Origin of the sequence: Pseudorhodoplanes sp. (assembly GCA_032027085.1) — a bacterium.
GTDB lineage: Bacteria > Pseudomonadota > Alphaproteobacteria > Rhizobiales > Xanthobacteraceae > Pseudorhodoplanes.
The window spans coordinates 3,493,437-3,506,385 of record JAVSMS010000001.1; the positions used below are offsets into that span (position 1 = coordinate 3,493,437).

Genomic DNA, 12,949 nt, shown 5'->3' on the forward strand with positions numbered 1-12,949 from the left:
ATGGCGCGGTATATTTTCATCACCGGCGGCGTGGTGTCCTCGCTCGGCAAGGGTCTCGCTTCGGCCGCGCTCGGTGCGGTGTTGCAGGCGCGCGGATACAAGGTTCGGCTGCGCAAGCTTGATCCCTATCTCAATGTCGATCCCGGAACGATGTCGCCGTATCAGCATGGCGAGGTCTTCGTGACCGACGACGGGGCGGAAACCGATCTCGATCTCGGCCACTACGAGCGCTTCACCGGGCGCCCGGCGACTAAGCGCGACAGCGTCACGACCGGCAAGATTTATCAGGACATCATCGCCAAGGAACGCCGCGGCGACTATCTCGGCGCGACCGTGCAGGTCGTGCCGCACGTAACCAACGCGATCAAGGATTTCATCCGCGACGGCAACGAGGATTATGATTTCGTCCTTTGCGAAATCGGCGGCACCGTCGGCGACATTGAGGGGTTGCCGTTCTTCGAGGCGATTCGCCAGTTTGGCAACGAAGTGCCGCGCGGTCACGCCATTTACATTCACCTCACTCTGCTGCCCTACATTCCGAGCGCCGGCGAATTGAAGACCAAGCCGACGCAGCACTCGGTGAAGGAACTGCGTTCGATCGGCATCCAGCCCGACATACTGCTCTGCCGTACCGACCGCCCGATCCCGCCGGAAGAGCGCCGCAAGCTTGGCCTGTTCTGCAACGTGCGCGAAAGCGCCGTGATAGAGGCGCGCGATGTCGACAACATCTACGCCGTGCCAGAGGCCTATCACGCCGCCGGTCTCGACCGCGAAGTGCTGTCGGCTTTCGGCATCGAAGACAAGACGCCGCCCGATCTGAAGACGTGGCGCATGATCAACGAGCGAATCCGCAACCCGGAAGGGCAGGTCACGATCGCCATCGTCGGCAAATATACCGGCATGAAAGACGCCTACAAATCGCTGATCGAGGCGCTTTCGCATGGCGGCATCGCCAACAAGGTGAAGGTCAATCTCGATTGGATCGAATCCGAAGTGTTTGAGCGCGAAGATCCGGCGCCCTTCCTTGAACACGTCAACGGCATTCTGGTGCCGGGCGGCTTCGGCCAGCGCGGCGCGGAAGGCAAGATCAGAGCCGTGCAATTCGCACGCGAGCGCGACGTTCCCTATTTCGGCATCTGTTTCGGCATGCAGATGGCCGTGGTGGAGGCTGCCCGCAATCTGTGCGGTATTGAGAAGGCCAACTCGACCGAGTTCGGCGAAACATCGGAACCTGTCGTCGGCCTGATGACCGAGTGGATGCGCGGCAACGAACTGGAGACGCGCAGGGCCGGCGGCGATCTTGGTGGCACCATGCGCCTTGGCGCCTACAAGGCGAATCTCAAGCGCGGCAGCCGGATCTCTGAAATCTACGACGGTGCGATCGAAATTTCCGAGCGCCACCGTCATCGTTATGAAGTGAATGCCCGCTACAAGGACCGGCTCGAGCAGCATGGGATGCGTTTCGCCGGCATGTCGCCGGACGGCCTTTTGCCTGAAACGGTTGAATACGAGAACCATCCCTGGTTCATCGGTGTGCAGTACCACCCCGAACTGAAATCGCGGCCATTCGAGCCGCATCCGCTTTTCGCATCCTTCATCGAGGCGGCCGTGGAGCGCAGCCGGCTTGTTTGATGCCCACCTTGATCTGGATCAAGGTCCTGGCACCGGCCGAGCATATCTTGCTCCATTGATGGGACACGAGCGATCAAAGTACGCGACCGCCGAAGACCTCGTGCGGCAGTGCACAGAGGCCATTCGGGATTCGGATTTCCCAACCGTCTGGCATTCCCTTCTGCGTCAACACCACTTGGTCGTCGGGCCGCCGGTGCAATACATGAACGGCGGCAACGCTGAATTGCACGTACGTCTGCTCAGCGGCCAGCGCTTGGTCTTTGACTCGGCCTCCAAGACATTTTCCGTAACTTGACCGTCAGATGAGAATGGACAACCGCGGGCCCGGCTTGGGGTCGGTCGGCGGTTGGAAACTGTCGGCGCGGCGTCCACGCAAAAAACCGTGGGCGTTTGTCACCCACGGTTCACGGGTCTTGCCGATCAGACGATCCGCGGCAGCTTCTCGAACTGATGGAAGGGCGGCGGCGACGACAGCGTCCATTCCAGCGTCGTCGCTCCAGCGCCCCATGGGTTGTTGGCGGCCTTTTCCTTGCGCGAGAATGCAAGAAAGACGCCGAGGAAGAAGACGACAAGCCCCGCCGCAAACGCATACGAACCGACCGAGGATAGGTAGTTCCAGCCCGCATAGGCGTCCGGATAGTCCACGATGCGGCGCGGCATTCCCGCCAAGCCGAGGAAATGCTGCGGAAAGAAGATCAGGTTGGCGCCGATGAACGCAAGCCAGAAATGCAGCTTGCCGACGAATTCCGAATACATGTAGCCGGTGATTTTCGGGAACCAGTAGTACCAGGCCGCAAAGATTCCGAATGTTGCTCCCAGCGACATCGTGTAGTGGAAATGCGCCACGACATAATAGGTGTCATGCAGCGAGCGGTCGATGCCGGCATTGGCCAGCACGACGCCGGTCACACCGCCGACGGTAAACAAGAAGATGAACCCAAGGGCCCAGACCATTGGCGCGCGGAACTCGATCGAGCCGCCCCACATCGTGGCGATCCAGGAGAAGATCTTTATGCCAGTCGGCACCGCGATCACCATGGTGGCGGCGACGAAGTAGGCCTGCGCACCAGTCGACATGCCGACCGTGTACATGTGGTGCGCCCAGACGATGAAGCCGACGGCGCCGATCGCGACCATGGCATAGGCCATGCCGAGATATCCGAAGACCGGCTTGCGCGAGAAAGTCGAGATAATCTGGCTGATGGCGCCGAAGGCCGGCAGGATCAGGATGTAGACTTCCGGATGACCGAAGAACCAAAACAGATGCTGGAACAGGATCGGATCGCCGCCTCCTTCGGGAGCGAAGAAAGTGGTGCCGAAATTGCGGTCGGTCAAAAGCATGGTGATGGCGCCCGCCAGCACCGGCAGCGACAACAGCAGCAGAAACGCGGTCACCAGCACCGACCACACAAAGAGCGGCATCTTGTGCATGGTCATGCCGGGCGCGCGCATGTTGAAGATCGTGGTGATAAAGTTGATGGCGCCGAGGATCGACGAGGCGCCGGCAATGTGCAGGGCAAGGATGCCGAAATTCATCGCCGGCCCAGGATGTCCCGTGGTCGACAGGGGCGCATAGACCGTCCAGCCCGCGCCAACGCCCGGCTCGCCGGGAGGTCCTTCCACGAACATGGATATCACCAGCAAGGCAAGTGCCGTCGGCAGCAGCCAGAACGAGATGTTGTTCATGCGCGGGAACGCCATGTCCGGCGCACCGATCATCAGCGGAACGAACCAGTTGCCGAAGCCACCGATGAGCGCGGGCATGATCATGAAAAATACCATGATCAGGCCGTGCGCTGTGACGAAGGCGTTGAAAGTGTGCGCGCTGGCAAAGACCTGCATACCGGGCTCTTGCAATTCGAGCCGCATGCCGATCGATAGGATGCCGCCGACAATGCCGGCAATGATCGCGAACACCAGGTACAGCGTACCTATGTCCTTGTGGTTCGTCGAATAGACATAGCGGCGCCACCCGGTTGGATGCGCATGTTCATCGTGTGTGGTTTGGATCGTCGCCGTGTCCATTGGCCCCTCGTCCCTATGTGGCTGGAAAATGCGAACGGTTTCAATTGCAACCATTGGCAATCAGGAACCCGGGCACGTCTTTGATTCAGATCAATGACAGCAATTCAGCGCATGCTCGCGCGGATGCGAATCTCGCCGTATATGCCGGGGGCCGGCGCGCCAGCCCGGCCAGCTGAAACCACCCTCGGATGCTTTATTCATGGCTCGCGGTCTTGATCACATCGTCCATGCCGTTCGCGACCTTGACGCGGCGGCGGATCTTTACCGACGGCTGGGCTTCACCGTGGGTGCGCGGAACCGGCATCCCTGGGGCACGCAAAACCACGTCGTGCAACTGCCGGGTTTCTTCATCGAATTGCTCACAGTTGCGGACCTCGAAAAACTTGGTCAGGACACCATCTCGATCCATTTCGGCCGGTTCAACCAGACCTTCCTCCAACATCAGCAAGGCTTCTCACTCCTGATCCTGGAAAGCCATGACGCAAAAAGGGATTCGGAGGAATTTTCAAAAAGCGGGTTTGGCCTCGGGACCGCCGCGCGCTTTGAACGTCTCGGCCGGCGGCCGGACGGTTCGGAGGTGAAGGTTGCGTTCTCGCTGGCCTTTGCGCGCGATCCTCGTGCGCCCGATTGCGGCTTCGCCGTCTGTCAGCAGCATTTTCCGGAAAATTTCTGGAACCCGGCGTTTCAACAGCATCGCAATGGCGTGACCGGCGTTGCAGGCGCCGTGCTGGTCGCTGACAACCCGAGCGACCATCATATCTTTTTGTCGGCGTTATCCGGCGAACGCGAATTGCTGTCGACCTCAAGCGGCATCAAGGTTGCCACACCGCGAGGCGACATCCAGGTCATGGATCGCTCCGCCTACAGCAATCATTTCGGCGCGGTACCCCCCGACGTTACCAAGGGCGCGCGGCTTGCAGCCCTGCGGGTAACGACGTCCGACATGAACAAAGCGCGTGAAGCCCTGTCGGAAGGACGTCTGCCTCTCCGGGAGGAACACGGACGCCTGGTCATCGGACCGGAACAGACGCTCGGCGCCGCGATTGCGTTCGAGACAGGGAATCCCGCCTGAAATCTGGGACCCGAGTGGCGCATGGGCGGTCCGTCCGGACCGTTGTTGATTCCGGGGCGGGCCGGAGGCATGGTCGCGGCCGCGAGGACAGATGGACGCACGACTTATTCCAAATCCCGTCGTTGAAGCGGGCCAGACCCGTTTCGGAAACGATTTGCCGCTGGCGCTGATCGCGGGGCCTTGCCAGCTTGAGAGCCGGGCGCACGCGCTCGAAATGGCGTCGGCGCTCAGGGAAATCGCCGCACGCGTCGGAATCGGCCTCGTTTACAAGTCATCCTTCGATAAGGCCAACCGCACCAGCGCCAAGGGCGCTCGCGGTCTCGGGCTGGAGGCCTCGTTGCCGATCTTTTCCGAGATCCGTTCGTCGCTCGGATTGCCGGTATTGACCGACGTACACGAGGCGGATCAATGCGCGCGCGTGGCGGAAGCCGTCGACGTCTTGCAGATACCCGCGTTCCTTTGCCGTCAGACCGATCTTCTGGTGGCGGCAGCGCAGACCGGTCGCACCATAAATGTGAAGAAGGGGCAGTTTCTCGCGCCCTGGGACATGAAGAACGTAGTCGAGAAGATCATCTCTGCCGGCAATCGCAACGTGCTGGTGACCGAGCGCGGCGTGTCCTTCGGCTACAACACGCTGGTCTCCGACATGCGCGCCTTGCCGGAACTCGCCAAGACCGGTGCGCCGGTCATCTTCGACGCGACACATTCCGTGCAGCAACCAGGCGGGCAGGGCACCTCATCGGGCGGGCAGCGCGAATATGTCGAGGTGCTGGCGCGCGCGGCGGTGGCGGTCGGTGTCGCCGGCGTATTCATCGAAACGCATCAGGACCCGGACAAGGCGCCATCCGACGGCCCCAACATGATTGCGCTGAAGGATCTGGAAGCCCTGTTGCGCAAGCTGGTCGCGTTTGACCGGCTCGCCAAGAACTGACCTTCCCGTTCCGCGTCCCTGAACTGCATTTGCTTCACGAATTTCCAATATGACCCGAGAATTGAGCGTCGTCGCGCTGATCGTGTTCGTGACGTCGCTGTTCACGCGTTCGGTTGATCCGGTCATACCGCAGATCGCGGATGGCTTGTCGGTCGAGATCGCGATGGCGGCCTTGCTGTCGACTGCCTTCGCGCTTCCCTATGCGATTGTCCAGCCGGTACTCGGCGCGCTCGCCGACATGATGAGCAAGACCCGCTTGATGACTGTCTGCCTCATCCTGCTGGTTCTCTCGACATTGGTCAGCGCGTTGGCGCCGAATTACACCGTGCTCATGGTGTCCCGTGCCGTGGCCGGCATTGCGGCTGGCGGCGTATTTCCAATTGCGCTGGCCGCCGCGGGAGACCGTGTGCCGGTGAAGATGCGCCAGGTGGCGATCGGGCGTCTGTTGGCCGCCGCGATGATCGGCAATCTCATGGGCGCCTCGGTCTCCGGCGTGATTGGCGATCTCGCCGGTTGGCGCGCGGTGTTCTTTGTGACCGGTGCGCTCGGTGTGCTTGTGATGATCACCGCCTTTGTCGGCTTCCGCAATGTGCCGAAGGAAGAAACCACAGGCTTCGATCTTTCCACCCTTGGTCCGAATTACCGCGCCATCTTCGGCAATCCTCAGGCGAAATATTGCTACAGCGCGGTGTTCTTCGAAGCGTTGTTCCTGTTCGGGCTGTTTCCGCATATGGCGGCGCTGCTTGTCGAATCGGGCGAGCCGCGCGCCTCGATCGCCGGCATCGTTATCGCGGGCTTCGGCGCGGGGGCTATCGTCTACACCTTCGTGGTCGGCTGGCTTCTCTCGCGTGTCGGCGAGATGAGGCTGATGCTGGGCGGCGGCCTGATCATGGCGCTCTGTTACCTGCTGATCAGCCTGCGACTGCCCTGGCCAATTGAATTCCTCGTCTTCGTGCTAATGGGCTTTGGCTTCTACTGGCTGCATGGCTGCATCCAGGTTTACGCCACCGAGCTAGCGCCAGCCGCGCGCGGCTCGGCCATGGCGCTCCATTCCGCATTCTTCTTCGTCGGGCAGGCAGCGGGACCAGTCGTTTATGGCGTCGGCTTCGCCTATCTGGGCAAGACACCGATGCTGCTGATCGCCGCTGTAGTCATTGCCGTGACGGGCTTTGTCTGTTCGCAACGGCTTCGCCGGGCGCCGGCGGTGACAACCTGATCATCCGCGCCCGCGATAGGAGGCGACGCCCTGATCCGGCACCCAGACGCCTGCAGGCAACTTGCCCGCTTGCCAGAAGACATCGATCGGCATGCCACCGCGCGGATACCAATAGCCGCCGATGCGCAGCCAGCGCGGCTTGAGCAGCCCAATCAGGGCCTTGCCGATCGTCACTGTGCAGTCCTCATGGAACGCGCCGTGGTTTCGGAAGCTGTTCAGATAGAGCTTTAGAGACTTCGACTCGATCAGGAGCTTGTTCGGAACGTAGTCGATCACGAAATGTGCAAAGTCAGGCTGGCCGGTGATGGGGCAGAGCGTGGTGAATTCCGGCATCACAAACCGGACGACATAGTCAGTGTCCGCATGCGGATTGGGGACGGCATCAAGCGTTGTCTCGTCCGGCGCCGCCGGGGGCGGGGTCGGTTTGCCAAGCTTCAGTGACGAGGGGGGTCTGCGGGGACCTTTCATAGTCTGTGTCTCCGGTGCGGCCGCCCGCCTGTCAAGGCCAGCGGTTGCGCGTTGCGGCCCATCCTGTAAAAGCAGCGCCATCCCAACCCGACCAACCTCCCGAAGAGCCATCATGACCGCCATCACCGACATTATCGGCCGCGAAATCCTCGACAGCCGTGGCAATCCGACCGTGGAAGTTGATGTGATACTTGAAGATGGTTCGATGGGCCGCGCGGCGGTGCCTTCCGGAGCTTCGACCGGCGCACATGAGGCGGTCGAATTGCGGGACGGCGACAAGGCCCGCTATCTCGGCAAGGGCGTGAGGAAGGCGGTGGAAGCGGTCGAGGCCGAGATTTTCGACGCCATCGGGGGCCTGGACGCCGAGGAACAAACGCAGATTGATGCGGTCATGCTCAAGCTCGACGGCACGCCTAACAAGGCGCGCCTGGGAGCCAATGCCATTCTCGGGGTCTCGCTCGCGGTCGCCAAGGCGGCGGCGGCGGCGCGCGGACTGCCGCTCTATCGTTATGTCGGCGGCACAGCGGCGCGGCTGTTGCCGGTGCCGATGATGAACATCGTCAATGGCGGCGCGCATGCTGACAATCCCATTGATTTCCAGGAATTCATGGTGATGCCGGTCGGCGCCAAGACCTTCGCCGAAAGCTTGCGGATGGGCGTGGAGGTCTTTCACACGCTCAAATCCGCATTGAAGGCGGCCGGCCACAACACCAATGTCGGCGACGAGGGCGGCTTCGCCCCCAATCTGCCGAGCGCGGAAGCCGCCCTCGACTTCGTCATGCAGGCGATCGGGAAGGCCGGCTACAAGGCCGGCGAGGATGTGTTGATCGCGCTCGACTGCGCGTCCACCGAGTTCTTCAAGAATGGCGCGTATCATTACGAGGGCGAGGGCAAGACACGCTCAGTCGAGCAGCAGGTCGACTATCTCGCCAAGCTCGTCTCGGCTTATCCCATTGCGTCGATTGAGGACGGCATGGCGGAGGACGACTTCGACGGCTGGAAATTGCTGACCAAGACGATCGGCGGCAGGTGTCAACTCGTCGGCGACGATCTCTTCGTGACGAATGTGAAGCGCCTGACGCAAGGCATTGCCGAGGGCATGGGCAATTCGATCCTGGTCAAGGTGAACCAGATCGGGTCGCTCACCGAAACGCTCGCCGCCGTCGAGATGGCGCACAAGGCGGGCTACACGGCGGTGATGTCGCACCGTTCCGGCGAGACCGAAGATTCAACCATCGCCGATCTCGCGGTTGCGACAAACTGCGGACAGATCAAAACCGGCTCGCTTGCCCGTTCGGACCGCACGGCGAAATACAACCAACTTCTGCGCATCGAGCAGGAGCTTGGTCCGCAAGCGCTCTATGACGGTCGCGCGGCGCTGAAGGCTTATCGTGCGGCCTGATCCCGCGATGCAATGGCTGCGACATAGCGCGCGGCCGATGTCTCAACTGCTGCCTTGGCGCCGGCCATGATCACGTTCTTGGCGAAGACGCCATAGATCGCATCGAATGCGAACGGCGCCAGCGCCGCGGTGATGCGCTGAACCTTATGCGCCGGCAGCGGAATGAGGTTCGGATAGCTGCGCATGAAGCTGACCGATTTGCGATCCGGTGCCACGTAAACGGTATCGCCGGAGCAGACGAGCCCACGCCCGCCGGCGCCTTGCGACCAGTGCAGCATGCTCGATCCTTCGAAGTGACCGCCGCCATGGATCAGCGTCACGTCCGGCATGAGCTCCAGCGTGCCGCCCTCCCACAGCCTCAGGATCGGATCAGGCCGCATGATCCATTCGCGATCCTTGACATACAGATGTACCGGCACGCCGAAGACGTGACCCCATTCCACCATGGTGGTGTAGAAATGCGGGTGTGAGATCGCCATCGCCTGAATCCCGCCGAGCGCCCTGATCAGCGTGATCGTCGCTGCATCCAGCATCGAGATGCAATCCCACAGGACATTGCCCTGCGCCGTGCGCAGCAGCATGGCGCGTTGGCCGATCCCAAAGCGAGGCTGCGTGACGAGGCCCATTACGCCCGGCTCGTATTCATGCCAGGCGTTTACATGGGTGAGGGGAAGTTGCTCCTGCGTGGTCCAGGTCTGCCCGGTTGGCAGAACATATTGACGTTCCTCGTCGCAGATCGCGCAGCGGGTCGGGGGCGTATCGGCGGGCGGGTATTGGGTGCCGCAGGTGGTGCAGATAAAGGCGGGCATTGCGCTTTCCGGCGCTGATTGTGCGTTAATTGGGAGCGCTGGCGCGTCCCATTAAAGACACCTTAAGACCGAATCCGCATGGTCGGCCAATGGTCTCCCGCCGTCGCCTAAAATCCGCTCTGACTGCGCTCGGGCTCTACGTCATGGCCGCGCTCATGATCGGCTATTTCTGGTTTCACGCCTATTCGGGCAACCGCGGCCTGCGCGCCAAGCAGGATATCGACGCCCAGATGGCCGAACTGTCGGCCGAGCTCGGGCGGCTCAAGCAAACGCGGGAGCAGTGGAACAAGAAAGTTGCGCTATTGAGGTCGGATAAGATCGATCCTGACATGCTCGATGAGCGAGCGCGGGCGCTCCTGAATCTTGTGCATCCAAACGACGCAGTGCTGATGCTGCATCGCCCCTGACGGGTTGCGGTGTCCGGAATTTCCTTGCACCGCCAGATATTTCGCCGCGCGGAAGCATTGGGATTGCATAGCTCTCGTGCTTCCGCCCCGGCATGATTTCCGCTATGGGAGAGGCCGAACAACCTCCCGTCGAGTTTGCCGAGGAACACGCATGGCCGTGGCCAAGAAGACGCAGGCGGCAGAGCCTGCCGCAACGCGTAGCCCTTCCGAGAAAGCGAAAGCCGCCGAATTTAGCAAGGAGCAGGAACTCCGGGCCTATCGCGACATGCTCTTGATCCGGCGCTTCGAGGAGAAGGCCGGCCAGATGTATGGCATGGGGCTGATCGGCGGCTTCTGCCACCTCTATATCGGCCAGGAAGCGGTCGTGATCGGCATGCAGATGGTGCTGAAAGAGGGCGATCAGGTCATCACGGGCTACCGCGATCATGGTCACATGCTCGCCTGCGGCATGGACGCCAAGGGTGTCATGGCCGAACTTACCGGGCGCCGCGGCGGCTATTCCAAGGGCAAGGGCGGCTCCATGCACATGTTCTCGGTGGAGAAAGCCTTCTATGGCGGGCACGGCATCGTCGGTGCGCAGGTCTCGCTCGGCACCGGTCTCGCCTTCACCAACCGGTATCGTGGCAACGATCATGTCTGCCTGACCTATTTCGGCGACGGCGCCGCCAATCAGGGTCAAGTCTACGAGAGCTTCAACATGGCGGAGCTCTGGAAGCTCCCGGTGGTCTACGTCATTGAGAATAATCGTTACGCCATGGGCACCGCGGTGCATCGTTCGTCGGCGCAGCAGGATTTTTCCAAGCGCGGTGTTTCCTTCAATATTCCAGGCGAGCAGGTCGATGGCATGGATGTCCGTGCCGTCAAGGCCGCAGGTGAGAAGGCGGTCAAATGGTGCCGTGAAGGCAAGGGCCCCTATATTCTGGAAATGATGACTTACCGCTATCGTGGACACTCGATGTCCGATCCCGCGAAATACCGAACGCGTGAAGAAGTGGAAAAGATCCGCGGCGAGCAGGATCCGATCGAGCAGGTGCGTCAGCGTCTCCTGAAGACCAAGATGGCAAGCGAGGACGATCTGAAGAAAATCGACGCTAAGGTGCGCGAGGTCGTCAACGAAGCGGCCGAATTTGCCACCCACGATCCCGAACCCGATCCGTCCGAACTCTGGACGGATGTCCTGCGCTGATGCCGCGTCGCTATTGCATAATCTGAATTGAACCGGATCAAGAAGCGTCCATGCCGATCGAAGTTTTGATGCCCGCGCTTTCGCCCACGATGGAGAAGGGCAACCTCGCCAAGTGGCTGAAGAAGGAAGGCGACGCCGTGAAGTCCGGCGACGTCATCGCCGAGATCGAGACCGACAAGGCGACGATGGAGGTCGAAGCCGTGGACGAGGGGACGCTCGGCAAGATTTTGGTGCCGGAAGGCACCGCCGACGTCGCGGTGAATACGCCGATCGCCGTCTTGCTCGGCGACGGCGAGAAGGCCTCCGACATCAAGGTCGGTGCAGCGCGCAAGGAAAGTCCCGCCGAGAAACAGAAGGACGAGGAATCCGCCGCGCCTGACGCACCCGCCGTGGCAAGGGCGGAAACGCCCGCCGAACCCGTCTCGGCCGTCGCAACGCCTCCGCAGCCGCAGGCTCAGCCCGAACCCGACGTGCCGGAAGGCACCGAAATGGTCACCATGACTGTGCGCGAAGCCTTGCGCGACGCCATGGCGGAGGAGATGCGCCGCGACGACACCGTGTTCGTTATTGGCGAGGAAGTCGCCGAATACCAAGGCGCCTACAAGGTGACGCAGGGCCTGTTGCAGGAATTCGGCGCGCAGCGCGTTGTCGACACCCCGATCACCGAGCATGGCTTCACCGGTCTCGGCGTCGGCGCGGCCTTCGGCGGTCTGAAGCCGATCGTCGAATTCATGACCTTCAATTTCTCGATGCAGGCGATCGACCAGATCGTGAATTCGTCGGCCAAGACGCTCTACATGTCCGGCGGACAGATGGGATCCTCGATTGTCTTCCGCGGCCCGAACGGCGCCGCTGCGCGCGTTGCCGCCCAGCACAGCCAGGATTACACCGCCTGGTATTCGCACATTCCCGGCCTGATCGTGATCGCGCCCTACACCGCTGCCGACTCCAAGGGTCTGCTGAAGTCCGCGATCCGCAATCCCAACCCGGTTGTTTTCCTGGAAAACGAAATCCTTTACGGCCATTCCTTCCCAGTACCGAAGCTCGACGACTATCTGGTGCCTATCGGCAAGGCGAAGGTGGTCCGGCCAGGCAATCACGTGACACTGGTGTCTTACTCCATCGGGATGACCTATGCGCTGAAGGCTGCTGAAGAGCTTGCCAAGAAGCATATCAACGCCGAGGTGATCGACCTGCGCACCATTCGACCGATGGACACGCAGACCATCGTCGATTCCGTGAAGAAGACGGGACGACTTGTCACGATCGAGGAAGGGTGGCCGCAATCGGGGGTCGGCGCGGAGATTTCCGCGCGCGTGATGGAAAACGCCTTCGATTACCTGGACGCCCCGGTGCTGCGCATCACCGGCAAGGACGTGCCGATGCCGTATGCGGCCAATCTCGAAAAGCTGGCGCTGCCGTCGGTTCCCGAAATTGTCGAGGCTGTGAAGGCCGTCACCTACAGGTGAGTGTCACTACAGGTAAGTGTCATGGCTGTGACCTATGACGCCTTGCAGATTTCGCCGACCGCCCAGGAGAGGGGCGGCATCGAGGTGTTGCGTGCGGGCGTGGTCGAAGGCGGTTTGCATGTCATGCTGCGCCGCGCCTTCAATGATCCCCGCGCTTGGGGAATCCTGCTCGCCGACGTGGCGCGACAGGTGTCGCGCATCTATGCGCAGGAGAAGAACGAGGAGGAAGCGCAGATGCTCGCCAGCATCCGCGACGCCTTTGCCGCCGAGATCAATGCGCCGGCCAATTCCGGCATGATCGGCCCCGCCGGTTGAATTCGAACGAGACGCAA

At 61.5% G+C, this 12,949-nt stretch carries 12 protein-coding genes; 9 read left to right on the forward strand and 3 right to left on the reverse strand.

The window, feature by feature from the left end; genetic code table 11:
- Positions 1–1,632 carry a CTP synthase gene (locus RO009_16870; protein MDT3686705.1) on the forward strand — a complete coding sequence of 544 codons (1,632 nt, stop codon included), beginning with the start codon at positions 1–3 and terminating at the stop codon, positions 1,630–1,632.
- 420 nt (positions 1,633–2,052) lie between these two features.
- On the opposite strand, the gene ctaD is transcribed toward RO009_16870, so the two are convergent.
- Positions 2,053–3,657 carry a cytochrome c oxidase subunit I gene (ctaD, locus tag RO009_16875; GenBank protein MDT3686706.1) on the reverse strand — a complete coding sequence of 535 codons (1,605 nt, stop codon included), beginning with the start codon at positions 3,655–3,657 and terminating at the stop codon, positions 2,053–2,055.
- 199 nt (positions 3,658–3,856) lie between these two features.
- Between ctaD and RO009_16880 the strand changes: the two genes are divergently transcribed.
- From RO009_16880 to RO009_16890, 3 genes are all read left to right on the forward strand, one after another.
- On the forward strand, positions 3,857–4,729 hold the full coding sequence (locus RO009_16880) for a VOC family protein (GenBank protein MDT3686707.1): 873 nt from the start codon (positions 3,857–3,859) through the stop codon (positions 4,727–4,729).
- Positions 4,730–4,820: 91 nt separating this feature from the next.
- Positions 4,821–5,660, forward strand: a complete 840-nt coding sequence (kdsA, locus tag RO009_16885; GenBank protein MDT3686708.1) for a 3-deoxy-8-phosphooctulonate synthase — start codon at positions 4,821–4,823, stop codon at positions 5,658–5,660.
- Positions 5,661–5,709: 49 nt separating this feature from the next.
- Positions 5,710–6,876 (forward strand): MFS transporter, encoded by a 1,167-nt coding sequence (locus tag RO009_16890; protein MDT3686709.1) that lies wholly within the window; start codon positions 5,710–5,712, stop codon positions 6,874–6,876.
- On the opposite strand, the gene queF is transcribed toward RO009_16890, so the two are convergent.
- Positions 6,877–7,344 (reverse strand): preQ(1) synthase, encoded by a 468-nt coding sequence (gene queF, locus RO009_16895; protein ID MDT3686710.1) that lies wholly within the window; start codon positions 7,342–7,344, stop codon positions 6,877–6,879.
- 112 nt (positions 7,345–7,456) lie between these two features.
- Between queF and eno the strand changes: the two genes are divergently transcribed.
- Positions 7,457–8,746, forward strand: coding sequence for a phosphopyruvate hydratase (gene eno / locus RO009_16900; GenBank protein ID MDT3686711.1), 1,290 nt, complete (start codon positions 7,457–7,459; stop codon positions 8,744–8,746).
- Here eno and RO009_16905 read toward each other — a convergent pair.
- Positions 8,731–9,555 (reverse strand): MBL fold metallo-hydrolase, encoded by an 825-nt coding sequence (locus tag RO009_16905; GenBank protein ID MDT3686712.1) that lies wholly within the window; start codon positions 9,553–9,555, stop codon positions 8,731–8,733. The two genes, eno and RO009_16905, sit on opposite strands and share 16 nt — an antisense overlap.
- Positions 9,556–9,644: 89 nt before the next feature.
- Here RO009_16905 and RO009_16910 point away from each other — a divergent pair, with 89 nt between their 5' ends.
- From RO009_16910 to RO009_16925, 4 genes are all read left to right on the forward strand, one after another.
- A complete protein-coding gene (locus tag RO009_16910; GenBank protein MDT3686713.1) occupies positions 9,645–9,962 on the forward strand; it encodes a septum formation initiator family protein in 318 nt (105 codons plus the stop codon).
- Positions 9,963–10,113: 151 nt separating this feature from the next.
- Positions 10,114–11,148 (forward strand): pyruvate dehydrogenase (acetyl-transferring) E1 component subunit alpha, encoded by a 1,035-nt coding sequence (pdhA, locus tag RO009_16915; GenBank protein MDT3686714.1) that lies wholly within the window; start codon positions 10,114–10,116, stop codon positions 11,146–11,148.
- Positions 11,149–11,198: 50 nt separating this feature from the next.
- On the forward strand, positions 11,199–12,617 hold the full coding sequence (locus RO009_16920) for a pyruvate dehydrogenase complex E1 component subunit beta (protein ID MDT3686715.1): 1,419 nt from the start codon (positions 11,199–11,201) through the stop codon (positions 12,615–12,617).
- Between the two features lie 21 nt (positions 12,618–12,638).
- Complete coding sequence (locus RO009_16925; GenBank protein MDT3686716.1) at positions 12,639–12,932, forward strand: DUF5076 domain-containing protein; 294 nt, start codon at positions 12,639–12,641, stop codon at positions 12,930–12,932.
- Positions 12,933–12,949: the final 17 nt, after the last annotated feature.